This is a genomic window from Sphingomonas sp. Leaf339 (genome assembly GCF_001426195.1).
Classification (GTDB): Bacteria; Pseudomonadota; Alphaproteobacteria; order Sphingomonadales; family Sphingomonadaceae; genus Sphingomonas.
This window is the reverse complement of record NZ_LMRS01000023.1, coordinates 397,928-421,845: the sequence shown is the minus strand read 5'-3', so window position 1 is coordinate 421,845 and position 23,918 is coordinate 397,928. Positions and strand designations below refer to the sequence as shown.

Below are 23,918 nucleotides of genomic sequence, written 5' to 3'. Positions count from 1 at the left end.
GCGTCAGGCAAGCGCTTTGAGCCACGTATGTTTGTGACGCGCTCCCTTCACCTGCTCAAACCGCCTCACCGGTTCCGTAAAACATCCTGCGCCACGATTTTTTCACTTCGCAGGGGACCGTGCCGCTATTCAGCGTCGATGCGATGCTGGATGACACGTCTCAACGTATCTAGAACACCGTAAACGCCGACTGAGAATGCCGACAGTGAGCCAGAAAGACTTCGGCCGCAGTGGTGATTTAAGAGTGGAATGTTCTCAGCCAATTCGACTTCTATGCTCGACGATGATTTACTTTCGTCCACAAATCGCTGGCGCCTCGCCTCCATCGGAGGAAATACATAATAGCCGAATATTTTGACTCCCGCCGGGTTTGTTAACGAGGTCGTCATTTGGTTTGATGACATTTTAATCTCTACCGGCTGCAAATGCTCGTGATAGGTGTCAAACACACCCTCTCTAGATTTGATATAAATATCAGAGACTCTTATCACTACATTAGCTTGGGGTATCATGCGATGCTTATCAATATTGTCGAGCTTCGAAAGGCAAAACAGCGTGTCCCCCAATCCTCCCTCAAACGCCTCAAACTCTAAAAAGGCCGTACGTGCATCAGTATAAAGGCTTAGTTGGTCTATCTTTTTCCTATACTCTCTAGCCTTCGACGTAATTGGAAAATAGACATCTACGTCTCTCAAGTTGCTCGTCGTAAAGGTGTAATTATCCATCTTCCAAAATGTATAAGCACAGTGATCTAAAGCAGAGCGCCAGTTATGTATGGCATCGCCAACGTTTAACATTATTTCTGGAGGAATATTGGTATTAACTTCTAGCATCCATGAGTGGAGTGTATACCTTCCGTCGTGTTTCAGGGTATGTAATTTCTGTTGTTGAAATTGGTGTAAAGCGTTAACGGCTGCGCTACTGAAGAGCTGCGCTCTCTCATATTTCAACTGCGCGGTAAGAAGCGCATGTTCCCAAGGTCGCCAGCGCATTGCCATTCTGTTCGCCTCATTTAATCGGACAGATGGAATATGCCCCAATGATGACAAGCTTCCTAGCTTTCGGCGTTCGGTAAATATTGCGGGAGCAGTTACGCCGCCCACCCAAGGGTAAGGTAATACGGTTAGACATCATGCATTGGGCGCGGCGGAATTCCGTTGCCGAATCGCGTTAGGTTAGACGCCGGGAAGTGGCGGAAATCTGCGCATGTGGCAGCCCCGGTCGGGCCCTAACCAAGTCAGAATACAAGTTGCGGGATTGGTGGTTAGCTGACGTTCATTCACCGATACTGGCGTGATACAAGAGCTGACCGGACTTGGTGGAGAAGCAGGTTATACTTGTACCGCCAACGACCCCCCAGCGCGGGCGTAGCTCGACGCAGTTGCGATCCGGGAAGGAGACCGTCACGGGCAAAAGCAAATCCGCGATCTCTCTGGTCGTGCTACGTTCTTCCCGAGCTCTGATCGCGTAGGCGCGACGTTCCAACGGCGCGTCCTGACGGTAACGCACCTCTTGCTGCAACCGGCGAAGGCGACTTTCTGCCGTTAACCAAAGGCCTGAAAGCGCGGCGCAGGCAGTCACAAGGACAAGACAGAGGAGGGATGCCCAGCGTCGCATACTGCAGATCAGCACGCGGCACGAATGTCCGCAAGTGGGCGGAAGCGGCCCTTCCCTTCGCCCGCTCACTTCCTCGTGATGAGTAGTGGCAACGCGCAACCTGCTTTTTTTAACGCGATAATAACTAGGCCGTCGCGATCATGTATGGATGCGCCAAAAGTATCCCAGATTTCGCCATGCTCAGCGTGCGGGCGGTCCCTATCGAAAAGACCGGCGCTTGCCCGAAAAAGAGACGCCGTTTGCGATGACGGTTATTATTAGTTGCGTTTGGGTCGCTGTCGGGACGTGGTTTGCCGTGCCTCATGTCCAACGGGCGTGGCAACTTTTGACGCTGTCGTCTCACGAGATCGCCGTCGTTGAAGCCTCTGTACATTATGGTGGTTGTAACGAGGCACGGGCGGCGGGCGCTGCCCCAATCAATGCGGGATCGCCTGGTTATCGTATTGGCATGGATGGTGATGTAGACGGCGTCGCCTGCGAGTAGACACACGTAGTGGTAACGATCAAGCCGCTTCCGCGAATTCGTCCGCGTAATGGCCGGACACCAATCGCGATCCGCGCTTCACCAGCGGCAGGACCGGCAGTTGCACCACTGCCCGCCCCTCGATCAGCGTGTCGAATACGGTCAGTTCGTCGGGGTGGACGACGTCTTCGGCGTCATGGAACACGATCGCCTTCGTGACGCATCCGTCCGCCGCATCGGCCGCCAGCAAGGCATGCCATAATGTGTTGAGGCACCCGGCCTTCGTCGTCGGTCCTGGCGTCTCGCCGATCACCAGCCTGACGCGGGGGTCGTCACGGGCCACCGCCGTCGCTGCGGCAATGGTCGGCCCGTCATTGGGGTACAGGCCGACATAGATCCGGTAATCGCTATGACGGTATCGATCGAGCGCGGTCGTCAGCATCGCGCCGATCACCGCTTCCTCGTCCCAAGCGGGCACGAATACCGCCATCCGGCCGGGATGGCTGGGTGCCGACAGGGTCATCACCGACAATCGCCGACGCCCGCCTCGCCACGCCCTGCGGATCAGGAAAGCGGCGTCGATCAGCAGGTCATCGATACCGCCGATCAACAGGCCCACGCCGGCGAACAACATCGCTTCCCGCGCGATCACGTCGATCGCCCCCTGCACTGCCCCCAACGCCGCTTCCCCCTGACATTACCTCCGAAATGGAGGTTTTAAGGGGGCGCCGCAACGGTTTAGATCAGGGTCAGTGTCCCAACACGAGCCAGACATAACAACGGGTTGGGTTAACGAAACTGTCAAATGATGGGAAAGATCGGGCCGGCTAGTCGGCTCGGACCGCTACCGGTCTTACGGCGTATCGCGACTGCCACCGCCACCACCACCGCCGGCACCCGCGGCGCCGACCGTGCCGATATTGCCGAACAGATCCTGGAAAAACCCGCGCTGGCGACCCAGCGTCGGCGTCGTCTTGCCGTACGGAGTGATCGACGCGACCTGTTCGATGTCGCCGCGACGGATCGTCGTCACGTTGCCGGCGGGATCAAAGCTGATCTGGATGGTGATCTGCGATTTCACCCGCGGCGTCTGGAAGCCATAGTTGCGGCTGTCACGCGCGATGTAATACCAGTCACCACCGGTGCCCGGCGCGAACTGGCCGGCGATGCTCGGCTTGCCCAGCACTTGCTGCACGGACTGGCGAGTATCCACGCCCGGTTGCACCGAATTGACCAGATCGGCATCGATCACATAGCCCTGGTGCGATCGCAGCGGCGCACAGCCCCCGACAAGGACGCCGGCGACGAGACTCGCGGCGAGCGCGGCGCGGGCGGACGGGAAACGCATGAAAACACTCCAGGCGGGCGACACTGGGGTACGAAGCGGCCACCGCCCGCGATTGCATCGGCCACCGAACGCCTCGATATGCGAGGAGCCGGCGGTGCACAAGTCGCACGGCAACGACGGGCACGGAACCTTTGCCGTGAGACGATGGAGAGGATGCGGAGCTTGGACTGGCTGAAAAGATTATGGCGGCCACGGCGCGACGAAGCGACCATTCCGCTCTACCGCGCGATCGTCACCCGTGCACGGGCCGAACACTGGTATGTCGCCGGCGCCGTTCCCGATACGGTCGATGGCCGCTTCGATGCGATCGCCGCCGTACTCTCGATCGTGCTGATGCGCCTCGAACAGGAACCGGAGGGCACTGCTCCCGCAACCGCGCTGGCCGAACACTTCGTGGACGACATGGACGCGCAGCTCCGCCAGATCGGCTTTGGCGACATGGTTGTCGGCAAGCAGGTCGGCCGGATGATGGCGGCGCTCGGCGGGCGCCTCGGCGCCTATCGTGACGCCTTTGCGGGCGGCAGTCTGGAAGATGCGCTGATCCGCAATCTCTATCGTGACGAAGCCCCATCGGCATCGGCCGTGGAGCATGTCGCGACCGAACTACGGCGCCTGCACGGCGATCTGTCCACCCGACCGATCGAGACCTTGTTGAACGGAGAACTGCCATGACCCCCGAATGGAGCCGGCCCGAACGGCTCGACACGATCGGCGAGCAGGATCGCCGGATCGAGATCGCCGCCGACGAGCGCGAGCGGGCGGCACTGGCGCGTCGGTTCGGCATCGTCGCGATTGACAAGCTGGCCGCACACCTGATCGTTCGCCGAGAGGCTTCCGGCATCCTGGTGACCGGCACCGTCACCGCTGACCTGGTACAGGCCTGTTCGATTACCGGTGACGCGCTCCCGGTGGCCATCGACGAGCCAGTCGCGGTCCGCTTCGTCGAACCGTCCGTTACGGGCGAAGAGATCGAACTGTCCGCCGACGCGCTCGACACGATCGAGATCGAGGGCGGCGCGATCGATCTGGGTGAAGCGGCTGCCGAAACGATGGCGCTGTCGCTCGATCCGTTCCCGCGCGGACCGAACGCCGCCGCCGCCCTGAAGGACGCCGGCGTCGTCAGCGAGGACGAGGTCACACCCTTCAACGCCTTTGCCGGATTGAAGGCCAAGCTGGAAGGGCGAGCCTAACGCCGAACGTGGCCACTTGATCCATATCATCCGGCATCGGGACCCAAACCGTAAACTGTCGGTTAAGGACGGAAGGTCCAGTGAAAGGGTCGAAAGGGTAAAGGCACGATATGGCCGCGAGCGATGATTGGACCGGTAAGGTCGCCAACGACATGCAAGGTATCTTCGGGTCGGCCGGTCTTGCCGGTGACCGGATCGATGATGCGCGGCTATCCGGTAACGCCTTTCGCGCCATCAGGACTGCCGCACCACGTCGGCACGCTCGCTGGCTGACATTAGGTGCGCCTATCGCGGCGCTGGTGACGGCGGGGTTCCTGTTCACGCAGATTGACACGGCGTCACCCCTGAACGCCGCATCGACGCAACACATTGCACCCCGCAAGATCGATCATGTCGCGGCCTTCACAGCGATTGCGCCATCGGTTCAGCCGCGTGTGGAGGACGCTGTTTTACAAACTGCCGACCAGCCGTCGGATGTGACACCCACGACGGTTGCGGTCGAAGAGCGGATGGACGCCCCACGTTCCGTTCGCGTCGCACCAATCCCGTCCGAAGATTCGCCTCTACCCGCCGTCCGCCGTATGACAGTATCAACCGATGCCGGCGGGCGCCAGGATGGCTGCCGGGCGGGTAGCAACGAGGATGCCTGCATTTATCGCGACGTGCGTGCGGCCGACCGGCGACTCTTGGCGGCGTATCAGCGGGCAGTACAGGCTGGCGTGCCGCGCCGCGATCTGGTTGACATCCGCCGCGACTGGACACGCGCCCTGGCGATATCGCTAGACGATCCCGATGAGACGATCCGCCGCTATGACGATCTGGCCGATCAGCTGCGCTATCTTGCCAATACCGGACCAGCGACGCGCTTCGCCAGTGAATAAACGCCCGTGATGTGGACGAAGGCGGCCAGCGACATGCCCTGGGGCACGAATGCCTCGGTCGCAGGTGAGTTGGTGTACGCGATCGGCGACGTTCACGGGCGGTATGACCTGATGACGCGGTTGCTCGCCCGCATTGCCGACGATGTGAAGACGAGGGGTAATGGCCGCCGACCGATCGTCGTCTTTTGCGGCGACTACGTCGATCGCGGTCCCGAATCGGCAAAGATACTGTCGGCGCTGGTCTGGATGCGGACTCATGCCGAATTCGATCCTTATTTCCTCAAGGGCAATCACGAGGAAATGATGCTCGCCTATATCGACGACCCGATCGGGGCGCAGGGCTGGCTGAACGTCGGCGGCGCCCAGACGCTGCAATCCTATGGCGTGACACTCCCCGATCCTGCCGTGTCGGCCGATTACTACCGCGCGCGGGACGAGTTGATGGAGCGGATGCCTGCCTCTCACCTACGCCTGTTGCAGACGCTGTCGCTGTCGCATCGGATCGGCGACTACGCTTTCGTGCATGCCGGCGTGCGACCGGGCGTCCCGCTCCATCGTCAGGTTGCGGCCGATCTTTTATGGATCCGCGATGATTTCCTCGACCACAAACGGCGGTTCGAAAAGATCATCGTGCACGGTCACAGCTGGGATTCCGACCAGCCCGTCATTCGCGAACAGCGTATCGGCATCGACACCGGCGCGTACAAGACCGGCGTGCTGACGGCGGTCCGACTGGAGGATGGTCGGGTCGAATGTTTGCAGGCGCGGATCGATCAGTCGGACGATCCGATCGTTTCGGTGCCAGCGACGCTTTGAATTCTGCGACGAACCCTTTTAGGTTGCACCGCCGCCCCTGCTGGAGTTCGTGAGTGGAATGATAAAAATCCGGTTATGGGCGGCGCTCTGGGCGCTGACGACCCTGGCGCTTTCCCTATTGTTGTTCGGCAGTCCCGTCGTGAAGATCGGTCTGCCGATCGCGCTTGCCTTGTCCTCCCTGTGTCTGGTCGCGATCGTGCCGTTCAACGCGCGCAAGCGCGGTGCCCGCATCCGGGTGGCGCTGGGCTGTGCGCTCTATTCGCTCGGCACGTTGATCGCGCTGGGCGTCGCGATCGTCGAGCGAGCACCCTTGCCACTCGCCGCGCTGGTGCTGTTATTCGCGCTGTTCGGCTTCTTCCTGACCGGCTGGGCGTGGTTCACCCGCAATCGCCAGCGCCGCGCCGGATATTTCGATAACGAAGACTGATCGCGACCTATCCGGCGGTAGGTTTCGACGGCGATGCTATCGACGCCTTGGTGACCATCGCGGTGCCGTTGGGGTCGATCGAGACGACCCAGGGATTGGTCTTATCGCAGACGACCCCCCAGGCAGGGCGGTTTTCGATCGGAGCGATCGCGAACTCGCGCGTCACCTCCTGACACTCCTCGCCCGCATCCCGGATCGCGCGCAGGAAGACGCCGGATCGCAACCTGGGCGACAGCGTCTTGATCCGGGCGGCATATCCGCCATCCGGTGCCGCCGTCGCGGTGTTAGCGACCGACGTAGTGGCGGTGGTGCCGCTGTCGCAGGCGGCAAGCATGAGCAGGGGCAACGACAAAGCGATCGGTCTGTACATTGAACAGCCTCCTGGGCGTGAAACGAGCATCATCGGGACGGGTTGCTTCACCCTAGCGTAATGACGCGTGTTTAACCTGACAGGGATACGGAACCCGGCTAAACCGCTGAAGCCAATTGGGAAGAATCGATGAGATCCAGATTCGTCGCGGCTGTCAGCCTGTTCGCTCTTCTCTCCGGATGCGGCGGTGGAGGGGATGACGGCGGCAGTTTTACCGGATCGACCCCAAGCGGCACCGCCACGCCGACCCCGACCACCACCGCCGGGTGTTCGCTGACCGATCGCCAGAACTGGGCGGCGGGGCAGTTGCGCGAATGGTATCTGTTCCCCGATCTGCTGCCGGCCTCGCTCAGTCCGTCGGGCTATTCGACGGTACAGGATTATATCGACGCCCTGACCGCCACCGCGCGCAGCCAGCGCAAGGACCGGTACTTCACCTATCTGACGTCGATCGCGGAAGAGAACGCTTACTACAACAGCGGCTCCAGCGCCGGCTTCGGCGTGCGTCTGTCCTATGACACCGCCAACCGCCGCGTGTTCGTTGCCGAGGCGTTCGAGGGTGCACCGGCGCTGAACGCAGGGATCGATCGCGGTACGGAGATCCTCGCGATCGGCACCAGCGCCAGCGACCTTCGCACCGTCAGCACGATCATGGCGGCCAGCGGCAGCGCCGGCGTGTCGGATGCGCTGGGGCCATCGACCGCCGGGACGGCGCGGCTTCTGCGCGTGACCAGCGCGGCGGGCGGCACGCGCGACGTGACGATCGCCAAGACCGATTATGCGCTGACCCCGGTATCGTCGCGGTACGGCGCCCAGATCATTAACGACGGCGGCCGGCAGGTCGGCTACGTCAACCTGCGCACCTTCATCGAAACCGCCGACCCTGCCCTGCGCGAGGCGTTCGCGCGGTTCAAGGCGGCCGGCGTCACGCAGGTGATCGTCGATGTCCGCTACAATGGCGGCGGCCTCATCAAGATCGCCGAGCTGTTCAGCGACCTGTTGGGCGGCGCGCGATCGACCAGCGAGGTGCAGAGCTATACTGCCTATCGCCCCAGCAAGTCGTCGAACAACAGCACGCGCTTCTACGCCCCCCAGACGCAGTCGATCGCGGCGACGCGGATCGCGTTCATCGGCACGGGGAGCAGCGCATCAGCCAGCGAACTGGTGATCAACGCGGCGATCCCGTATCTCCACGCCAACGCGGCGCTGGTCGGCACCAACACCTATGGCAAGCCGGTCGGCCAGATCGGGCTCGACAATACGAGTTGCGACGACCGGCTGCGCGTGGTCGCGCTGGCGACGCAGAACGCGGCGCGACAGGGCGATTATTATGATGGCCTCGCCAGCAAGGTGGAGGCGAGCTGTCAGGCCACCGACGACACCACCTATCAATTGGGCGACCCGCGCGAGGCATCGACCAAGGCGGCGCTCGACTTCCTGGCGGGCCGGGTGTGCAGTCCGATCACCGGCGACGCCAGCGCCCAGTCACTGCGGACCAGTGCCGCGCGCACGCTGTTGTCGCCGGAGCGGCCCAACACCGCCCAGCGCGAGGTGCCTGGCCTCTATTGATCGCGTCAGTCGAGCTTGCGGATCGTCTCGTCCAGCGTGGCGACGGTGATGCCGAACTTCTTGGCGGTCAGCCGGTTCTGGGCCGAGCGGCCATCGGCGGCGAGCGTCAGCCATTGTTCGACCTTGAACCCGCCGGTGCTGGTGAAGGCGAGATGCAGCCGGTCGCCGGTCGTCTCGCCGGTGATCGCGCCCTTGGCATCGGTCAGCGTGCCGGTGTAGCGGCCCGGTGATACCTCGCGGATGCGCCATTGGCGGGGTTTGGGGGCGGTGCCTTCGCGGGTGACGATCTGGTCGAGGATCAGCGTGTCGCCCTCCATCCGGCCATGGCCCTGCACGTGCACGTCGTGGCCGGCGCGCAGCACGACCTTGAACCGCCCCTTCCCCTCGGTCTTGCCGTTGAAGAAGCGCAGCGCGTCGAACGTTGGCGCCGGCGGGGCGGCGGCGGTGGTGAGCAGGGCGAGGGCCGGCAGGGCGGCGAGAAGGAAGCGCATGACGGGAGAACGCGCGAAACGGCTTTCGGGTGGCGGCGGGCTGCTCTAGCGCAAACGGCGCAGCAGGAGCGATGGCGTGAGCGACGACGAGTATGTCTATGACGAGGCGAGCGGCGAGTGGGTCAGCGCGGCCAACGTGGCGACCGCCAGCGCCGAACAGGCGGTCGAGGTGCGCGATTCGGTCGGCAACCTGCTGGCCGATGGCGATCAGGTGACGCTGATCAAGGACCTGACCGTGAAAGGCGCGGGCCAGACGCTGAAGCGCGGGACGCTCATCAAGTCCATCCGGCTGACCGGCGATGCGCAGGAGATCGACTGCAAGTTCGACGGCATCAAGGGGCTGGTGCTGCGCGCCGAGTTCGTGCGGAAGCGTTGAGCGATGAGTGACGTACGGCTCAATCCGACCTGGCTGGAGCCGCTGCGGGGCGAGTTCGACAGCGAATACATGGCCGCGCTCCGCGCCTTCCTGGTCGCGGAGAAGCAGGCGGGCAAGCGCATCTTCCCGCCGTCGGCCGACTGGTTCCGGGCGCTGGACCTGACGCCGCTGCCGGCGGTGCGGGTCGTGATCCTGGGGCAGGACCCCTATCATGGCGAGGGACAGGCGCATGGCCTGTGCTTCTCGGTCCAGCCGGGGGTGAAGCCGCCGCCCAGCCTGCTGAACATCTACAAGGAACTGCGCACCGATTGCGGGATCGAGCCGGCGACGCATGGCCATCTGGAGCATTGGGCGAAGCAGGGCGTGCTGCTGCTGAACAGCGTGCTGACGGTGGCAAGCGGACAGGCGGCATCGCACCGCGACCGGGGGTGGGAGCGGTTCACCGATGCCGTCATCCGGCTGGTGGCGGCCAAGCCCGATCCGGTCGTGTTCATGCTGTGGGGCAGCTATGCCCAGAAGAAGGCGGCGTTCGTGAAGAACGACGGCACTCATCTGGTGCTGAAGGCCCCTCACCCCTCTCCCCTGTCGGCGTATAATGGCTGGTTCGGCAGCCGCCATTTCTCGCAGGCCAATGCCTTTCTGGCGAGCCATGGCGAGGCGGCGATCGACTGGGCCTTGCCGCCCGGCTGACCCGGAAGGTTAGGCTAAGGTTAGGCCAAGAACGTGTCGTTTGCGCCATTCCCGCCTGCCCGGCGCTGGCGACGGTTGCGGCGGCGTTCGTGGGTGACGGGGTGGTCGGCGGGTATGCGCAGGGCGGCATAGGGTTCGCGTTCGTCGACGGGATAGCGATCGTAGACATCGGCCACCGCGCGCGCGGTATCGACCGCCGCGGCCAGCGCGGCCGGCGGGATCAGGCAGTGCGGATCGGCGGGTGGCACGGGGCCGAGCGCGGCGAGGGCATCGGGCAGCGGTTGCTCGGGCGCGGGCTGCGCCTCGGCGGCCGCCGCGGTGCGATGCGCGACGCCGTATCGTTCCGGCCGATGGGCGCGCAGCAGGAACATCACCATCCGGTCGTTGACGCGCCGCTTCGCGCCGCTTCGCGCCGATGCGCACCCCGTCGCCGTCGAAGACGGGCACCTCCTCCCCCTCGATCGCGCGGGCGAAGGCGAGGTCGGCGATCCGGTCGGCGGCGGCGTGAAGCGCGGCGGCCCAGGCGCGGGCGAACCCCTCCGATCCCGGCGCGGTGCGCAGGCGATAGGCGCTCTGCACCGACATATCGACGGCCTGCGCCGCCTCCTGCACCAAGCCGGTTTCGGCCAGCGCCTGAATGAAGCGGCGCTGCACGTCGGGCGTCCAGCCATCGCTGCGCGGCCGGCGGGCGACGGGGCGCCATTCGAACTCCGTAGGATCAAAGCCATGTGCGTCGAAGCGCGAGACGGGGGAGGATGTCGTACCGGCATGGTCGACGAGGATGCCGGCGGCGGGCGGGGTGTCGGTCGATTTGCTCATCGACCAGGGTGAACCAGAAATGGCGCGTGTAGGACAGCGGGCGGGCGACGGCTGTTGGACACTTTGCGCGCGAGGTGTGGCGCGGCGGCATCCGTCAGTATAGGGCGATGGGCATCGCCGCGCGGGGGGTGTAGGGTTCGGCCGGGGCCTTCCGCCCCGATCGGAACCGATCATGGCCAAGAGCCAGCAAAAGTCGAACAAGGAAGTCCGCAAACCCAAGGCGGCCAAGCCGCCCAAGCAGAACGCCTCTCACCCATCGACCAAGGACCGCCCGGTCGGCATCGTCGGCGGCCCCAAGGACTGACACCGTCCTGCCCCGGCGCCCGTGACCGGCGCGTCGGGGTGGATGCGAGTGACGGCACGATCGGCCGACATCAGGCGTTGCAGCAGCCAAGGAGAACGACATGGCCGAAGCATGGTGGAACGACACGCGGATCGCGGCGAGCGACGATATCGTCGTCGTCGAGGGCAACAGTTACTTCCCGCTGGCGTCAATCGATCCGGCGGTGCTGAAGGACAGCGCGACGACGAGCGTTTGTCCGTGGAAGGGCACCGCGCATTATTACACGCTGGTCGCCGGCGGCGCGGAGAACCGGGATGCGGCGTGGTATTATCCGACGCCGAAGGACGCGGCGGCCGCGATCGCTGGGCGGGTGGCGTTTTGGAAGGGCGTGGTGGTGCGGTGAGCGCACTTTGCACGGATGTATAAAGTGGCGGGGTCACTTTTCACGAAAGTGGCTTTTCGTTGAAAGTGGCTGGCCGAGCACCTCCGTTGAATAAGCCTTTGCGCCCTGCTATATTTGTATAGCGGGAGGCGACGATGCTGGCAGTTCGATTGAATGGCGACACCGAGCAACGGCTGGAGGCGCTGGCCCAGCGGACCGGCCGCACCAAGACATTCTATGCGCGCGAGGCGATCGAAGCGCATCTGGACGATCTCGAAGATTTCTATCTGGCGGAAGAGCGGTTGCGCGATTTCCGCGCGTGTGACGCAATTCCGCTTGCGACGCTGAAGGCCGAGCTTGGTCTGGGCGATTGAGTTCCTGCCCGAAGCGGCGAAGGAACTGAGGAAACTCGACCGGACGGCGGCGGCGCGGATCGTCAAGACCCTGGAAGACCGGATCGCATCACAGGAGGATCCGCGCGCCATCGGTAGTGCGCTGGTCGGCGATCATGCGGGACTGTGGCGCTGGCGGATCGGCGATTATCGTGTGGTTGCGCGGATCGAGGACGAGCGGATCACGGTGCTGGTCGTGCGGGTGGCGCATCGGCGAGAAGTTTATCGGTAATTATTCGTAAGTATCTTCAATGCCCCAGCCAGATTATTGTCTCGCTGATTAGACCAAGCCGACGGTCTTTGAACTTGTTTAAGCCCACGCTGCTAGATTGCCGGTTATCTTCACAACCGGCAATTTAAAATAGGTGCCATTCGATTAAGACACCTTCGCGTCATTGTGAATGATGTAAGGGGTCCGGCACAGTATGGACAATCCACATCATTCTACCGTTTGCTTAAAGGCTTCAAAAACCAATACAGGAAAGTCATTGCCGCAGCCTTGTCGACGTAAGCACTGCGGCAACACCTAGATTAGTCACTCCGCTGGCAGGTAAACCTCCCCGCCCTTCTCGCGGAACTTCTCGCTCATTTCCGCCATGCCGCGCTCTGCTTCGGCGGCCGTGTGGCCGGTGGCGAAGATTGCGCGGTCGGCGTCGGCCTGATCCGTCGGCGCACCGGCTGCCAGGAACGTGTCGGCAGGCTGGTTCTGCTTGGCGGCGAATTCGCGGACTTCGGCGGTGATCTTCATCGAGCAGAATTTGGGGCCGCACATCGAGCAGAAGTGGGCGGTCTTGGCGCCTTCGGCGGGGAGGGTCTGGTCGTGGTAATCCTCGGCCGTGTCGGGATCGAGCGACAGGTTGAACTGATCACGCCAGCGGAAGTCGAAGCGGGCGCGGCTGAGCGCGTCGTCGCGCATCTGGGCGGCGGGGTGGCCCTTGGCGAGATCGGCGGCGTGGGCGGCCAGCTTGTACGTCACCACGCCAACCTTCACGTCGTCGCGGTCGGGCAGGCCCAGATGTTCCTTGGGCGTGACGTAGCAGAGCATCGCGGTACCGTACCAACCGATCATCGCAGCGCCGATGCCGCTGGTGATGTGGTCATAGCCCGGCGCGATGTCGGTGGTGAGCGGCCCGAGCGTGTAGAAGGGCGCCTCGCCGCAGACCTGGAGCTGCTTTTCCATGTTCTCCTTGATCTTGTGCATCGGCACGTGGCCGGGGCCCTCGATCATGACCTGCACGTCGCTCTTCCACGCGCGGTGGGTGAGTTCGCCGAGCGTGTAGAGTTCGCTGAACTGCGCCTCGTCATTGGCGTCGGCGATGCTGCCGGGGCGAAGGCCATCGCCGAGCGAATAGGCGATGTCGTACGCCTTCATGATCTCGGTGATCTCGTCGAAGCGTTCGTAGAGGAACGATTCCTTGTGATGGCTGAGGCACCATTTCGCCATGATGCTGCCGCCGCGCGACACGATGCCGGTGACGCGCTTCGCCGTCATCGGGATATAGGCGAGGCGGACGCCGGCGTGGATCGTGAAGTAATCGACGCCCTGCTCGGCCTGTTCGATCAGGGTGTCGCGGAACACCTCCCATGTCAGGTCCTCGGCAATCCCGCCGACCTTTTCCAGCGCCTGATAGATCGGCACCGTGCCGATCGGCACGGGGGAGTTGCGGATGATCCATTCGCGGGTGTCGTGGATGTTGCGGCCGGTGGACAGGTCCATGACGGTGTCGGCGCCCCAGCGGATCGACCAGACGAGCTTGTCGACCTCTGCCGCCACATTGCTGGCGACCGCCGAGTTGCCGATGTTGGCGTTGATCTTGACCAGGAAGTTGCGGCCGATCGCCATCGGTTCGGATTCGGGGTGGTTGACGTTGTTGGGGATGATCGCGCGGCCGCGGGCAACCTCGTCCCGGACGAATTCGGGGGTGACAAAATCGGGGATGCTCGCGCCGAAGCTCTCGCCGTCGCGGACATAATCCTTCAGCATGGCGCGGCCGAGGTTTTCGCGGGTGGCGACATATTCCATCTCGGGCGTGATGATGCCGCGGCGGGCATAGTGCATCTGGCTGAGATTCATGCCGGGCTTGGCGCGCAAGGGGCGCTTGATGCTGCCGGGGAACTGGGGGACGCCGCCGGAGCGATCGGGGCCGAGCTGGCCGTTATCCTCGGGGCGGAGTTCGCGGGCGTCGTAGGATTCGACGTCGCCGCGTGCCTCGATCCACTGGCGGCGAAGTTGCGGCAGGCCGGCCTGGATGTCGATATTGGCCTTGGGATCGGTGTAGGGGCCGCTGGTGTCGTAGACGCGCAAGGGCGGCTCGTTCGCCGATGGGTCGAGCACGATTTCGCGCATGGCGACGCGGACATCGGGGCTGGTGGGGACGGCGACGTGGATCTTGCGGCTGCCGCGAATCGGGCCGGTGGTGACGCCGATTTCGGTGCGGGCTTGAATGTCGGCCATGTCGTCTCTCCAAAGGTCGGAGAGCGGGCACGGATTTCTGGTGAAAACCGCTCCCTCCCTCCGCCGGTGTCAACCGGATCAGGTTCGGCGGGTCGCAACCTGCTGGCTGCCTCTCAAGCGCGCATGAGCGCTCCCCCGGGGATGGGACCAGCATAGGCGCGTGTCGAGGCGGCCACAAACAAAAAGGGGCCGCGCCGATGTGGCGCGACCCCCTCTCCGGTCGGAACTGGTTAGGTTCAGGACGTCGTGCGGACGGCGCCGTTGACACCGGCGGGGTAGAACCCGCCGCTGCTCGTGCCGGCTGCCCCGTTCAGGTACACGATGTTGAGCACCTGACTGGGCGAACGGACGAAGACCAGGCCGTTGGCGTCGGTCGGCACGATGTTCGAGATCGTATTCGCCGAGCCGACGATGCCCTGGTCGCGCGAACCGCCCTGGTTGAGCAGGCCGGTGTTCGCGGTGCCGTCCAGCATGTCGCGTGCCGCCGAAATCTGGCCGGCGGACGTGATGAGGAACTGATTGCTCAGGCCCTTGCGGTAGAGGACCGTGCGGACGAGACCGGCGTGATACGCCTCGGCCGCATGGATGCCCGCTGCGGCTTCGATGAAGCTCGGCGTGCTGAGTAGCTGGACGCCGCCCATGTACGCGGTGACGCCGACATCCTCGAAGATGAACGCGCCGAGGAGGAACGCCTCGTCCGATGCGTAGGGATCGAAAGTCGAAGTGCCGTTGACCACACCGGACGCGCGAGCGGCGAGGGTGAAGGAGCCGGTGGCATCGCCCGAGATGTTGAGCGCCGGCTGCGCCGCAACGGCGGCGGTGCCGATCGCGTTACGCAGGAAGGTGACGTGCGCGATCTCGTCATAGGCGATTTCGCGCGCGTACTGCGCGACGACCGGGTCGGTGAAGGCCACCTGACGCGGACGACCAGCGGTGGTGCTGGGCAACTGTACCGACCCTTGCGTGCCGACACCGGCCGTCAGCGTGCTGGCGATCGGCGTGCCGAACGCGGCGTAGCTGTAGAAATTGGCCTCGAGATATTCGAGCTGCAACGCGAAGTTGAGCACGTCGACCTCGGACACGCCGGTCGTGGCGGTCGGGGTTGGCGTCGGCGTGGCGATGGGGTCGTTGTCGTCGTCGTTACAGGCGGCCAGCATCGACAGGCCACCGGCGGCGACGGCGGCACCACCGGCCATCCGCATGAACCGGCGGCGTTCCAGGCGACGCTTGGCATTGGCTTCTTCGATCACGTCCAGAATGAAGCGTTCTTCGCTCATGACAGGTCCTCCCTAGAGGAAAAAGTTGGATGCGGTGTGCGGATCAGGATGCGGCGACGCTGGCGCGCAGGTTGCCGTTCAGTCCGTTGGGGAAGAAGCCACCCATCGTGGCCGCTGCGGCGTTCAGATAGACGATGTTCAGCACCTGGCTGGGCGTACGGCTGAAGGCGATCCCGTTTGAATCGAGCGGTACGATGTTCGATACCAGCGCATTGCTGACCGTGGTCGGCGAAATACCCTGATCGAGATCGCGGGTGGCGCCATCGAGCGAGTCGCGGGCGTTCGAGATCTGATCGGCGGCGGTCAGCAGAGACGGCTTGGCTGCGACAGCTGCCGAATTGGCCGTTGCAATCGACCCCATGCCACGGGCGTACAGCGTCGTGCGGACGATCGCGGCGTGATACGCCTCGACCGCCAGGATGCCGGCCGCCGCCTGAAGGAACGTCTTGTTGGTGATGAGCGGCGATGCGCCCTTGTAGGCGGTGACGCCAACGTCCTCGAAGATGTATGAGCCGAGCAGGAAATTGTCGGGGCTTGAATACGGATCGAACGGCGTCGTCGTGTTGCCGGCGGGGATCACACCGGCGGCGCGGGCGGCGGCGGTGAAGGGGCCATCGAGCGCGCCGGAGATGTTGATCGCAGGCTGGGCAACCGCCGACGAGCCAAGTGCGCCGGCGCTGCGCAGGAACGTGACGTGCGCGACCTCGTCCGCCGCAATTTCACGCGCATAGGCGGCAATGGCGGGTTCACCGGTAAAGTCGACCGCACGGGCCATGTTGGCGCCGGTGCCGGTGATGACCGCGCCTGGCGTGCCCGTACCCGACAGCAGGTTGGACGGCAGGCCCGCTCCGGTCGCGGCATAAAGATAGAACTGCGCTTCGAGATATTCGAGGTTGAGCGCGAAGTTCAGGATATCGGCGTCGGTGATCGTCGTGGTCTGGGCGCTGGCTTTGGTCGAAAAGCTGAGCGCGGCGGCACCGCCGACAGCGAAGGCACCCATGCCGAACGCAGCCTTGAAAAATTCGCGCCGTTCGTCGCGTCGCGCGACCCGGCGGTCGAGTGCGTCGATCAATTCTACGCTATCGGTCATGTGTTGATCCCCTGGCAGGCTGCCGACACCAGGGGCGCGACAGATCATCCTCTCACTGCGATCCACGACCGTCGCCGGCCATGGACCGACAACAGAAACGCCGGCGCGTTCCCAAAGGACGCACCGGCGCAAAACTTTATTTACATTGATTTTTACGCCGCGTTGCAGCGCAATCTGGTGGGCTTAGAAGGTGTAACCGATGCCTGCTGCCGCCAGCCACTGGCCGCGCGATCCGGCTACCGAGACGACGGGGCTATCGGCAAAATCATTCAGCATCCGGCGATAATTGATGCCGCCGATCGCCTTCCACCCGTGCAGCAGATCGCCGGTGACCGAATAGGTGCCGGCGAGGCCGACCGACCAGTTCTTCCAGCCGCCGCGGGCGTTGTACACGGCCAGACCGCTCGCCAGGCTCTGCGTGCCGTCGATCGAGTAGTAGCTGCGCGCATAGCCGCCACCGGCGCGCTCGGCCGAAACGAACAGGCCGACCGCGGTCTTCAGGTTCAGCGGCGTGAAATAGGCGACCGTCGGCTGCCAGATATCGCTGTCATGCGCGTTGTTGACGTCGTGGCGATAGCTGAGCGTGGCGGACAGCTTGTCATAATCGCTGGTGATGACGCCGGTCTTGCCGATGCCGACAAAGCCACCCAGCTCGATCGCGGTGTTGCGTTCGCCCAGCGCGCGGATGCGGCGATCGTCAATGGTCTTGTTACTCTGGCGGTTGAAGTTGATGACGCCGATCGGCCCCGCCTGCAGGTCCCAGACGGGACCGGGACGATCGCGGATCAGATCGACCGAGGCGCGGTTGCCAATCACCTGGATGTTGTAGCCACTGATCGTCGCCTGCACGGCAGGTGCCGGGACGAAGCGATAGTCGTTCGATCCTTCGTAATCGGTCAGGTATGCGCCGGCCACCGCGATGGTGATCGTGTCCTTGTCGAGATCGGCGGCGAGCGTCGACGTGGGCGTGGCCGATGGCTGGGTCCCGTCCTGCGCCAAGGCAGGCGTAGCGGCGACCAGCGCCGCTGTGGCGGTCATGATGAATAGGGCGAGACGCAAGACGGGGAACTCCAAGAAGATATATTACGGCCCCGAAACGCCTCTTTCCCGCTTTGTGTCCGCCCCGATCAGGTCAGAAGATGTAACGCATCCTGACCTGTTGCTCTTCGGCATCACTGTCGATCTGGAAACGGGCGGCGGCAAAACGCGGCGGGCCGAAGCCGATCTTGGGATTGCGCGAGAAGCCGAACCCTTCACGCGGGATGCCGGCAAAGGTGTCTAGCCGGTGATTGCCGTTCTCGTCATGGATCACCGCCACGGCATAGCCACCGCGTGGCAGGCCGGCGAACGAAACGGTCCGATTGCCGGCCGGGACGGAGCGGGTGATCGCGTGGGCATCATCGACACAGGCGGGGAAATTGTCGGGATCGGCGGTCAGGCAGACGCGCAGCAGGCCCTTGGCCGAGCGCATCTGGGCGACATCGACATCAAGTCGGGCGACCTGCGTCGCGCCCCCCAACAGCGGGAGCGCCAACAGCGCCATCGCCACCCGACGCAGCGGCCGCCCGGCGCGCGGCGCGGGCATGTTCGCGCGTGAAATCACCGATCCCCTTGTCGGTGCCGCACAGCCTGTCCCAGTGCCGGAAATAAAGGCCATAATTGCACCCGTACAATTCATGATGCCGCTGATGATGGCTAGCGGTGATCAGCCAGCCCCCCAGTGCACCCCTCCACATGAACCGCGGGAAAATCTCCCACCCCATGTGATTGGTGACCCCCATAACCGTCATGATGGTGAGGACCAATGCCAGACCGCCGATGTGGATCGGAATCAGGAAGACCAGTAGCGGAATTACCACAGCGCCGGTCAGCGCCTCGATGGGATGGAACGCCATCGCCGCCCAAGCGGTGGGCGGACGGCTGGCATGATGCAGCGCATGGGCCAGCTTGAACGGTTTGGGCCGGTGCATCCAGCGATGCGTCCAGTAGAACCAGGCGTCGTGGAGCAGCAGGTAGAGGAAGACCGACACCGGCCAGTACCACAGCGGATACGCATGGATATCGTCGTACACCCGCGTCCAGCCGAGATTCTGCCAGCCCCAGGCGACGACCCCGGCGGGGATGCCATAGATCGCCGCCGAGGCGAGGCTCCAGATCACCTCGCGACGGACCTGCGGATCGAGACCCATGTACAGGCCCGGATGCTTGCGGCGGGTCGCCCAGGCGAAACCGCCCGACACAATCAGGTAGCGGACGCCGACGATCATGGTCATCGCCAGTGCGGACAGGATGATCGCGATCGTCACGGGTGGGGCTTTAGCCCGGAAGCATTACCGAATTGATGGGCGCTTGCCTGATAGTCCCGCCGGCGGGCGGGCAGACCCCACCAGGGCGTGCCGGGCGACAGGTGATGTTCGTGATGATAGCCGCCGAAATGGAAACAGGTCAGCAGCGACAGCGTCGGCGCGATGCGGGCGCTGCGCGCGCGGTGCCGGTCGGCGAAGGGCTCGTCGCCCTCCCGGTGGGGCAGCCAGGTGCCGAACACGAACAGCTGCGCCACCGCGCCCAGTGCCGGGATCGCCCAGAACACCGCGATGTTGCCGAGCGGCGCGCCCAGTACTAGCGTGTAGACGAGCCCGACGATGGTGATGCGGGCGATCTGGCCGTGCGAATAATAGGTGCGGAAGAACTGGCCGAACCAGCCGATCAGGCTTGGGTCGCCGCCGTGAAAATCGGGGTCCCCCGCCCCGCCGGCATGGCGGTGGTGCAGGTGATGCTGGGGCAGCAACGTGGCGTAGGACAGGCAGGCATAGAGCGACAAGCAGGCCGCGCCGACGATGCGGTTCAGGCGCGGATGGCCGGGGGCGAGCGCGCCGTGCATCGAATCATGGGCGATGATGAACAGGCCGGTGCTGAGCCAGGTCTGGACGAGCACCATCACGGCGGCGACCGGCACCATGGCCAGGCTCCAGTGCCAGAAGAAGATGCCGGTGATATGGATCGCCAGCCACACCGTGACGATGACGGCGGCGAGCGTCAGGCCGATGCGTGTCTGACGCCGGGCGGCGGCGGTCGGCGAGCCAGCCGTCGGGGACGTGGCGATGCTCACTGCTCCGCCGGCGACGCGTCGGTGGCCATCCGCTGTACCGCGCGGGCCGGGCGGCGCTGCGGATCGGCGTTGGCGCGCAGTTGCGCCTTCAGCACCGCCGGCTTGCGCGCGAACAGGAAGCCGTGGCTGACGGTGCCGTCCTTGCCCTCGACCGCGTGGTGCAGGCGATGGGCCTGCAACAGCCGCTTGAAGTAACCCTGTTTGGGCACCCAGCGGAAACCGCCGCGCTGGTGGACGAGCATGTCGTGGACGAAGGCGTAGATGCCGCCATAGACGGTGATGCCGAGCGCCATCCACCACAGCGGTTCCCACCACAGGCCGACGACGAACAGCACGATCGGCACGATCGCAAAGACGATGGCGTAGAGGTCGTTCTTCTCGAACCAGCCGTCATGATCCTCATGATGCGACTGGTGCCAGCCCCAGCCCCAGCCGTGCATGACGTATTTATGCGTGGCCCAGGCGAAGCACTCCATGAACAACACCATGAAGGCGACGATCGCGACCTTTTCGACCCATGACATCAGCGTGTGACCCCATGGTCGGCGGCATAACGATGCAGCGATTTCAGCATGCTGGCCATATACGCGCGATGGGCCCCGGATGCGAGGGGGGTCATGCCGTGCGTTCGAGGAACAGCGTCGGCCGCTCGCGGTACAGCCCCTCGGCATAGACGGTGTAGCCGACATGCGCGGCGAGCCGGAGCGAGGGCGCGTTGGCGGGATCGATGATGCAGACGGTGCGCGGCATCCGGGTGTCCGCCCAGTCGAACAACGCCGCCAGCGCCTCACGCGCGAAACCCTGCCCGTGCGCCCAGCCCATCAGGGTCCAGCCCACTTCCGGCACGCCCGCGAACGAGGGCTGCGTCTCGCGGCGGGAATCCATGATGCCGACGCTGCCCGCGCAGCGACCGGTGTCGATGTCGCGGACCATCCAGTGACCATAGCCGCACCAGTCCCAATGACCCTGATAACGGAGCAGCCGGTGCCATGATTCCTCGCGCGTGGCGGGGCGACCGATCAGTCCTTCATAGACCGCCGGATCGGCCCAGAGTGCGGTCATGTCGTCATGGTCGCTGGGGACCGGCGGCGTCAGGATCAGGCGCCGGGTTTTCAGGAGGGGGGTGGTCAAAACGTCCATGCCGGCGATGGTAATCCATGACGCCGGGATGACGGAAAGATTTTCCGCTGGACGCCAAACTGCGCTAGTCGATGGCGATGGCGGCTGTTCACCATTGCGATGTTGCGATCGTCGGCGCGGGACTCGCGGGCGGCCTGATCGCGCTGGCGCTGCGCGCGCGGCATCCGACGCTCGACGTGCGGCTGGTCGACGAGGCGACGGTGGTCGGCGGCAACCATCGCTGGTCTTTCTTTGGCAGTGACGTGGGCGATGCGGATCGCTGGCTGGTCGATCCGCTCGTGACGCAGCGGTGGCCGGATCATGCGATCATGTTTCCCGCCCACGCACGGTCGTTTCCGGCGCCCTATTATTCGATCGAAAGCGAACGACTGGACGCGGTGGTGCGGCGCGATTTGCCGGCGGACGCGCTGATGCTGGGGCACAAGGTGCTGGCCGCATCGGCGACGGCGGTGGTACTGGCGGATGGCGAGCGGATCGAGGCGACGGGCGTGATCGACGTGCGCGGGCTGGGCGATCTGTCGGTGCTCGATCTCGGCTGGCAGAAGTTCGTCGGCCGCGACCTGCAACTGGCGGCGCCCCACGAAGCACCGACGCCGGTCATCATGGACGCGACGGTGGCGCAGATCGACGGATATCGCTTCGTCTATTGCCTGCCGCTGGCGGATGACCGGATGTTCGTGGAGGACACCTATTACAGCGATACGCCGGATATCGATCATGCGACATTGGGCGCGCGGATCGACCAGTATGCGGGTGCCCGCGGCTGGGTGACGGATGCGGTCGTCGGTGAGGAATCGGGTGTGCTGCCGGTGGCGATGGGTGGCGATTTCGAGGCGTACTGGCGATCGACCGGCAAGGTGGCGAAGGCCGGGATGCGCGCCGGCATGTTCCATCCGACGACCGGATATTCGCTGCCCGATGCGGTGCGAACCGCGACGATGATTGCCGGCCGCCGTGATTTCGGCGGCATCGCGCTGCATGACGCCACCCACGCGATGGCGAAGGCGACATGGGCGCAACGCGGTTTCTACCGGATGCTCGACACGATGTTGTTCAAGGCGGCAGAACCGGCGGAACGCTACCGCGTGCTGGAACGCTTCTACACCCTCTCTCCGCGGCTGATCGGCCGCTTTTATGCTGGACAATCGACGATGACCGACAAGGCGCGGGTGCTGACAGGCAAGCCGCCGGTTCCGATCGGCCGCGCCGTGCGCGCGATACTGGGTGCCGACCTGAGGACCGGCGCATGAGGCGGGCGATCGTCATCGGCGCGGGCTTCGGCGGCCTGGCGCTCGCGATCCGGTTGCAGTCGGCGGGGGTGGAGACCACCATCGTCGAGTCGCGGGACAAGCCCGGCGGGCGCGCCTATTATTGGGAGCGCGAGGGCTTCACCTTCGATGCCGGCCCCACCGTCATCACCGATCCGGCGTGTCTGGAGGAATTGTGGCAACTGACCGGCCGCGACATGCGCGACGATGTGGTGCTGGAACCGGTCACGCCCTTTTACCGCCTGAACTGGCCGGACGGGACGAATTTCGATTACACCAACGACGACAGCATCCTGCGCGGCGAGATCGAGCGGCTGCATCCGGGCGACTGGGAGGGATACCAGAAGTTCCTGACCTATTCGGCAGGCGTGTTCCACGAGGGGTACGAGAAGCTGGGCCATGTCGCGTTTCTCGACTTCGCGTCGATGATCAAGGCGGCGCCGGCGCTGGCGAAGTATCAGGCTTGGCGGTCGGTGTATTCGATCGTGTCGAGCTTCGTGAAATCCGAAAAGCTGCGTGAGGCGCTGAGCTTTCACACGCTGCTGGTCGGCGGCAACCCGATGACGACTAGCGCGATCTATGCGCTGATCCACAAGCTGGAACGCGATGGCGGCGTGTGGTTTGCCAAGGGCGGCACCAATCGGCTGGTCGCCGGGCTGGTCGCGCATTTCGAGCGGATCGGCGGCACGATCCGGCTGGGCGATCCGGTGGTGCAGATCGAGACGCTGGGCGACCGGGCGACCGGCGTGGTGACGGAAAGCGGCTGGCGCGGCGAGGCGGACATGGTGGCCGCCAACAGCGACATCATGCACACGTACCGCGACCTGCTGTCCACCTCGCGAGCGGCACAGCGGACCAAGGGAAAGCTGGAGCGCAAGAAATACTCGCCGTCGCTGTTCGTCACGCATTTCGGCATCAAGGGCACGTGGCCGGGCATCCCGCACCACATGATCCTGTTCGGTCCACGCTATAAGGGCCTGCTGGAGGACATCTACGATCATGGCGTGCTGGCCGAGGATTTCTCGTTGTACCTGCACCACCCGACCGTGACCGATCCGGCGCTGGCGCCCGAGGGTCATTCGACCTTCTACGTTCTAGCCCCTGTGCCGCACATGGGCAAGTTTCCGGTCGACTGGGCGGAGGTGACGCCGATCCTGGAAAAGCGCATCCTGGACGAAGTGGGTCGTCGCCTGATCCCCGATATCCATGAGCGGATCGTGACCAAGTTCAGCTATGCGCCGAGCGACTTCGCCGCCGATCTGAACGCGCATCTGGGCAGCGCGTTTTCGCTGGAGCCGATCCTGACGCAGAGCGCCTATTTCCGGGTCCACAACCGTGACGATGCGATCCCGAATCTGTATTTCGTCGGCGCCGGTACGCATCCCGGCGCGGGTATCCCCGGCGTCGTGGGCAGCGCGAAGGCGACGGCGAAGCTGATGCTGGAGGGGCGGTAGCCGGAGGGGGA

General features: G+C 64.2%; 31 protein-coding genes and 1 riboswitch. Of the genes, 16 read left to right on the top strand and 15 right to left on the bottom strand.

What is annotated here, in order from left to right; all coding sequences use genetic code 11:
• Window positions 1–125: 125 nt before the first annotated feature.
• Window positions 126–998, bottom strand: coding sequence for a hypothetical protein (locus tag ASG67_RS18935; RefSeq protein ID WP_156460785.1), 873 nt, complete (start codon window positions 996–998; stop codon window positions 126–128).
• A 767-nt stretch (window positions 999–1,765) separates the two neighbouring features.
• On the opposite strand from ASG67_RS18935, the gene ASG67_RS18405 reads away from it, so the two are divergent.
• Window positions 1,766–2,101 (top strand): excalibur calcium-binding domain-containing protein, encoded by a 336-nt coding sequence (locus ASG67_RS18405; RefSeq protein ID WP_082543488.1) that lies wholly within the window; start codon window positions 1,766–1,768, stop codon window positions 2,099–2,101.
• A gap of 19 nt (window positions 2,102–2,120) precedes the next feature.
• Here the strand turns inward: ASG67_RS18405 and ASG67_RS12310 are convergent, their stop codons facing one another.
• Window positions 2,121–2,750, bottom strand: a complete 630-nt coding sequence (locus ASG67_RS12310) for a glycosyltransferase (protein ID WP_235535193.1) — start codon at window positions 2,748–2,750, stop codon at window positions 2,121–2,123.
• 183 nt (window positions 2,751–2,933) lie between these two features.
• The gene (locus tag ASG67_RS12305) at window positions 2,934–3,428 is read right to left on the bottom strand and encodes an outer membrane protein assembly factor BamE (protein WP_056530395.1); all 495 of its coding nucleotides are present in this window, start codon (window positions 3,426–3,428) and stop codon (window positions 2,934–2,936) included.
• 153 nt (window positions 3,429–3,581) lie between these two features.
• Between ASG67_RS12305 and ASG67_RS12300 the strand changes: the two genes are divergently transcribed.
• From ASG67_RS12300 to ASG67_RS12280, 5 genes are all read left to right on the top strand, one after another.
• Complete coding sequence (locus ASG67_RS12300; protein WP_056530394.1) at window positions 3,582–4,100, top strand: ubiquinol-cytochrome C chaperone family protein; 519 nt, start codon at window positions 3,582–3,584, stop codon at window positions 4,098–4,100.
• Complete coding sequence (locus ASG67_RS12295; RefSeq protein WP_056530393.1) at window positions 4,097–4,618, top strand: YceD family protein; 522 nt, start codon at window positions 4,097–4,099, stop codon at window positions 4,616–4,618. Before ASG67_RS12300 ends, ASG67_RS12295 begins: the two co-directional genes overlap by 4 nt.
• Before the next feature lie 110 nt (window positions 4,619–4,728).
• Window positions 4,729–5,499 (top strand): hypothetical protein, encoded by a 771-nt coding sequence (locus ASG67_RS12290; protein ID WP_056530390.1) that lies wholly within the window; start codon window positions 4,729–4,731, stop codon window positions 5,497–5,499.
• Between the two features lie 33 nt (window positions 5,500–5,532).
• On the top strand, window positions 5,533–6,315 hold the full coding sequence (locus tag ASG67_RS12285; RefSeq protein WP_056530670.1) for a metallophosphoesterase family protein: 783 nt from the start codon (window positions 5,533–5,535) through the stop codon (window positions 6,313–6,315).
• A 58-nt stretch (window positions 6,316–6,373) separates the two neighbouring features.
• Window positions 6,374–6,742 (top strand): hypothetical protein, encoded by a 369-nt coding sequence (locus ASG67_RS12280; RefSeq protein ID WP_056530379.1) that lies wholly within the window; start codon window positions 6,374–6,376, stop codon window positions 6,740–6,742.
• Window positions 6,743–6,749: 7 nt separating this feature from the next.
• Here the strand turns inward: ASG67_RS12280 and ASG67_RS12275 are convergent, their stop codons facing one another.
• Window positions 6,750–7,112 (bottom strand): hypothetical protein, encoded by a 363-nt coding sequence (locus ASG67_RS12275; RefSeq protein ID WP_156460784.1) that lies wholly within the window; start codon window positions 7,110–7,112, stop codon window positions 6,750–6,752.
• Between the two features lie 129 nt (window positions 7,113–7,241).
• Between ASG67_RS12275 and ASG67_RS12270 the strand changes: the two genes are divergently transcribed.
• Window positions 7,242–8,681, top strand: coding sequence for a S41 family peptidase (locus ASG67_RS12270; RefSeq protein ID WP_082543487.1), 1,440 nt, complete (start codon window positions 7,242–7,244; stop codon window positions 8,679–8,681).
• A 5-nt stretch (window positions 8,682–8,686) separates the two neighbouring features.
• Here the strand turns inward: ASG67_RS12270 and ASG67_RS12265 are convergent, their stop codons facing one another.
• Window positions 8,687–9,172, bottom strand: a complete 486-nt coding sequence (locus ASG67_RS12265) for a DUF3833 family protein (RefSeq protein WP_056530374.1) — start codon at window positions 9,170–9,172, stop codon at window positions 8,687–8,689.
• A 76-nt stretch (window positions 9,173–9,248) separates the two neighbouring features.
• Here ASG67_RS12265 and ASG67_RS12260 point away from each other — a divergent pair, with 76 nt between their 5' ends.
• Together ASG67_RS12260 and ung are read left to right on the top strand one after the other, a co-directional pair.
• Window positions 9,249–9,548, top strand: a complete 300-nt coding sequence (locus ASG67_RS12260; RefSeq protein ID WP_056530372.1) for an alkylphosphonate utilization protein — start codon at window positions 9,249–9,251, stop codon at window positions 9,546–9,548.
• Between the two features lie 3 nt (window positions 9,549–9,551).
• Window positions 9,552–10,238, top strand: a complete 687-nt coding sequence (gene ung / locus ASG67_RS12255) for a uracil-DNA glycosylase (RefSeq protein WP_056530369.1) — start codon at window positions 9,552–9,554, stop codon at window positions 10,236–10,238.
• Between the two features lie 20 nt (window positions 10,239–10,258).
• Here ung and ASG67_RS12250 read toward each other — a convergent pair whose 3' ends face one another.
• Complete coding sequence (locus tag ASG67_RS12250; protein ID WP_082543486.1) at window positions 10,259–10,609, bottom strand: hypothetical protein; 351 nt, start codon at window positions 10,607–10,609, stop codon at window positions 10,259–10,261.
• Window positions 10,610–10,622: 13 nt separating this feature from the next.
• Between ASG67_RS12250 and ASG67_RS18930 the strand changes: the two genes are divergently transcribed.
• The 5 genes from ASG67_RS18930 (at window position 10,623) to ASG67_RS12230 (ending at window position 12,346) form a co-directional block, all read left to right on the top strand.
• Entirely contained in the window at window positions 10,623–11,069 is a 447-nt protein-coding gene (locus ASG67_RS18930; protein WP_056530362.1) for a hypothetical protein, read from the top strand.
• 160 nt (window positions 11,070–11,229) lie between these two features.
• Window positions 11,230–11,361 carry a hypothetical protein gene (locus ASG67_RS19710; protein ID WP_268796291.1) on the top strand — a complete coding sequence of 44 codons (132 nt, stop codon included), beginning with the start codon at window positions 11,230–11,232 and terminating at the stop codon, window positions 11,359–11,361.
• Window positions 11,362–11,461: 100 nt separating this feature from the next.
• Window positions 11,462–11,743, top strand: coding sequence for a DUF427 domain-containing protein (locus ASG67_RS12240; RefSeq protein ID WP_056530359.1), 282 nt, complete (start codon window positions 11,462–11,464; stop codon window positions 11,741–11,743).
• Between the two features lie 134 nt (window positions 11,744–11,877).
• Entirely contained in the window at window positions 11,878–12,096 is a 219-nt protein-coding gene (locus ASG67_RS12235) for a TraY domain-containing protein (RefSeq protein ID WP_056530354.1), read from the top strand.
• Window positions 12,080–12,346, top strand: coding sequence for a type II toxin-antitoxin system RelE family toxin (locus tag ASG67_RS12230; RefSeq protein WP_056530351.1), 267 nt, complete (start codon window positions 12,080–12,082; stop codon window positions 12,344–12,346). Before ASG67_RS12235 ends, ASG67_RS12230 begins: the two co-directional genes overlap by 17 nt.
• 303 nt (window positions 12,347–12,649) lie before the next feature.
• On the opposite strand, the gene thiC is transcribed toward ASG67_RS12230, so the two are convergent.
• The 9 genes from thiC to ASG67_RS12185 form a co-directional block, all read right to left on the bottom strand.
• Window positions 12,650–14,569 carry a phosphomethylpyrimidine synthase ThiC gene (gene thiC, locus ASG67_RS12225; protein ID WP_056530348.1) on the bottom strand — a complete coding sequence of 640 codons (1,920 nt, stop codon included), beginning with the start codon at window positions 14,567–14,569 and terminating at the stop codon, window positions 12,650–12,652.
• 38 nt (window positions 14,570–14,607) lie between these two features.
• Window positions 14,608–14,716: riboswitch (TPP riboswitch) on the bottom strand.
• An 89-nt stretch (window positions 14,717–14,805) separates the two neighbouring features.
• The gene (locus ASG67_RS12220; protein WP_056530345.1) at window positions 14,806–15,846 is read right to left on the bottom strand and encodes a ferritin-like domain-containing protein; all 1,041 of its coding nucleotides are present in this window, start codon (window positions 15,844–15,846) and stop codon (window positions 14,806–14,808) included.
• A gap of 43 nt (window positions 15,847–15,889) precedes the next feature.
• Window positions 15,890–16,936: a ferritin-like domain-containing protein gene (locus ASG67_RS12215; protein ID WP_056530342.1), complete on the bottom strand. Its 1,047-nt coding sequence runs from the start codon at window positions 16,934–16,936 to the stop codon at window positions 15,890–15,892.
• A 183-nt stretch (window positions 16,937–17,119) separates the two neighbouring features.
• Window positions 17,120–17,995, bottom strand: a complete 876-nt coding sequence (locus tag ASG67_RS12210) for a MipA/OmpV family protein (RefSeq protein ID WP_235535184.1) — start codon at window positions 17,993–17,995, stop codon at window positions 17,120–17,122.
• 73 nt (window positions 17,996–18,068) lie between these two features.
• Window positions 18,069–18,479 carry a DUF2141 domain-containing protein gene (locus ASG67_RS12205; RefSeq protein WP_156460783.1) on the bottom strand — a complete coding sequence of 137 codons (411 nt, stop codon included), beginning with the start codon at window positions 18,477–18,479 and terminating at the stop codon, window positions 18,069–18,071.
• Complete coding sequence (locus ASG67_RS12200; RefSeq protein ID WP_056530661.1) at window positions 18,424–19,209, bottom strand: sterol desaturase family protein; 786 nt, start codon at window positions 19,207–19,209, stop codon at window positions 18,424–18,426. The genes ASG67_RS12205 and ASG67_RS12200 overlap by 56 nt, the downstream gene beginning before the upstream one ends.
• Window positions 19,210–19,238: 29 nt before the next feature.
• Window positions 19,239–20,045 (bottom strand): fatty acid desaturase, encoded by an 807-nt coding sequence (locus ASG67_RS12195; RefSeq protein ID WP_235535183.1) that lies wholly within the window; start codon window positions 20,043–20,045, stop codon window positions 19,239–19,241.
• Complete coding sequence (locus tag ASG67_RS12190; RefSeq protein WP_056530336.1) at window positions 20,042–20,569, bottom strand: sterol desaturase family protein; 528 nt, start codon at window positions 20,567–20,569, stop codon at window positions 20,042–20,044. Before ASG67_RS12190 ends, ASG67_RS12195 begins: the two co-directional genes overlap by 4 nt.
• A gap of 91 nt (window positions 20,570–20,660) precedes the next feature.
• Window positions 20,661–21,176, bottom strand: coding sequence for a GNAT family N-acetyltransferase (locus ASG67_RS12185; RefSeq protein ID WP_056530655.1), 516 nt, complete (start codon window positions 21,174–21,176; stop codon window positions 20,661–20,663).
• A gap of 86 nt (window positions 21,177–21,262) precedes the next feature.
• Between ASG67_RS12185 and crtY the strand changes: the two genes are divergently transcribed.
• Together crtY and ASG67_RS12175 are read left to right on the top strand one after the other, a co-directional pair.
• Window positions 21,263–22,435 carry a lycopene beta-cyclase CrtY gene (gene crtY / locus ASG67_RS12180; RefSeq protein WP_056530652.1) on the top strand — a complete coding sequence of 391 codons (1,173 nt, stop codon included), beginning with the start codon at window positions 21,263–21,265 and terminating at the stop codon, window positions 22,433–22,435.
• The gene (locus tag ASG67_RS12175) at window positions 22,432–23,907 is read left to right on the top strand and encodes a phytoene desaturase (RefSeq protein ID WP_056530333.1); all 1,476 of its coding nucleotides are present in this window, start codon (window positions 22,432–22,434) and stop codon (window positions 23,905–23,907) included. The genes crtY and ASG67_RS12175 overlap by 4 nt, the downstream gene beginning before the upstream one ends.
• Window positions 23,908–23,918 lie beyond the last annotated feature (11 nt).

What these genes read in the sequence shown, in the direction of transcription:
- ASG67_RS12270 (WP_082543487.1), top strand. Translation starts at nt 7,242, where the DNA reads ATGAGATCCAGATTCGTCGCGGCTGTCAGCCTGTTCGCTCTTCTCTCC.
- ASG67_RS12250 (WP_082543486.1), bottom strand. Translation starts at nt 10,609, where the DNA reads ATGTTCCTGCTGCGCGCCCATCGGCCGGAACGATACGGCGTCGCGCAT.
- crtY (WP_056530652.1), top strand. Translation starts at nt 21,263, where the DNA reads ATGGCGGCTGTTCACCATTGCGATGTTGCGATCGTCGGCGCGGGACTC.
- ung (WP_056530369.1), top strand. Translation starts at nt 9,552, where the DNA reads ATGAGTGACGTACGGCTCAATCCGACCTGGCTGGAGCCGCTGCGGGGC.
- ASG67_RS12175 (WP_056530333.1), top strand. Translation starts at nt 22,432, where the DNA reads ATGAGGCGGGCGATCGTCATCGGCGCGGGCTTCGGCGGCCTGGCGCTC.
- ASG67_RS12205 (WP_156460783.1), bottom strand. Translation starts at nt 18,479, where the DNA reads ATGGCGCTGTTGGCGCTCCCGCTGTTGGGGGGCGCGACGCAGGTCGCC.
- ASG67_RS12300 (WP_056530394.1), top strand. Translation starts at nt 3,582, where the DNA reads ATGCGGAGCTTGGACTGGCTGAAAAGATTATGGCGGCCACGGCGCGAC.
- ASG67_RS12220 (WP_056530345.1), bottom strand. Translation starts at nt 15,846, where the DNA reads ATGAGCGAAGAACGCTTCATTCTGGACGTGATCGAAGAAGCCAATGCC.
- ASG67_RS12275 (WP_156460784.1), bottom strand. Translation starts at nt 7,112, where the DNA reads ATGTACAGACCGATCGCTTTGTCGTTGCCCCTGCTCATGCTTGCCGCC.
- thiC (WP_056530348.1), bottom strand. Translation starts at nt 14,569, where the DNA reads ATGGCCGACATTCAAGCCCGCACCGAAATCGGCGTCACCACCGGCCCG.
- ASG67_RS12235 (WP_056530354.1), top strand. Translation starts at nt 11,878, where the DNA reads ATGCTGGCAGTTCGATTGAATGGCGACACCGAGCAACGGCTGGAGGCG.
- ASG67_RS12290 (WP_056530390.1), top strand. Translation starts at nt 4,729, where the DNA reads ATGGCCGCGAGCGATGATTGGACCGGTAAGGTCGCCAACGACATGCAA.
- ASG67_RS12200 (WP_056530661.1), bottom strand. Translation starts at nt 19,209, where the DNA reads ATGACCATGATCGTCGGCGTCCGCTACCTGATTGTGTCGGGCGGTTTC.
- ASG67_RS12285 (WP_056530670.1), top strand. Translation starts at nt 5,533, where the DNA reads ATGCCCTGGGGCACGAATGCCTCGGTCGCAGGTGAGTTGGTGTACGCG.
- ASG67_RS12295 (WP_056530393.1), top strand. Translation starts at nt 4,097, where the DNA reads ATGACCCCCGAATGGAGCCGGCCCGAACGGCTCGACACGATCGGCGAG.
- ASG67_RS19710 (WP_268796291.1), top strand. Translation starts at nt 11,230, where the DNA reads ATGGCCAAGAGCCAGCAAAAGTCGAACAAGGAAGTCCGCAAACCCAAG.
- ASG67_RS12265 (WP_056530374.1), bottom strand. Translation starts at nt 9,172, where the DNA reads ATGCGCTTCCTTCTCGCCGCCCTGCCGGCCCTCGCCCTGCTCACCACC.
- ASG67_RS12190 (WP_056530336.1), bottom strand. Translation starts at nt 20,569, where the DNA reads ATGTCATGGGTCGAAAAGGTCGCGATCGTCGCCTTCATGGTGTTGTTC.
- ASG67_RS12280 (WP_056530379.1), top strand. Translation starts at nt 6,374, where the DNA reads ATGATAAAAATCCGGTTATGGGCGGCGCTCTGGGCGCTGACGACCCTG.
- ASG67_RS12215 (WP_056530342.1), bottom strand. Translation starts at nt 16,936, where the DNA reads ATGACCGATAGCGTAGAATTGATCGACGCACTCGACCGCCGGGTCGCG.
- ASG67_RS18405 (WP_082543488.1), top strand. Translation starts at nt 1,766, where the DNA reads ATGCGCCAAAAGTATCCCAGATTTCGCCATGCTCAGCGTGCGGGCGGT.
- ASG67_RS12240 (WP_056530359.1), top strand. Translation starts at nt 11,462, where the DNA reads ATGGCCGAAGCATGGTGGAACGACACGCGGATCGCGGCGAGCGACGAT.
- ASG67_RS18935 (WP_156460785.1), bottom strand. Translation starts at nt 998, where the DNA reads ATGGCAATGCGCTGGCGACCTTGGGAACATGCGCTTCTTACCGCGCAG.
- ASG67_RS12305 (WP_056530395.1), bottom strand. Translation starts at nt 3,428, where the DNA reads ATGCGTTTCCCGTCCGCCCGCGCCGCGCTCGCCGCGAGTCTCGTCGCC.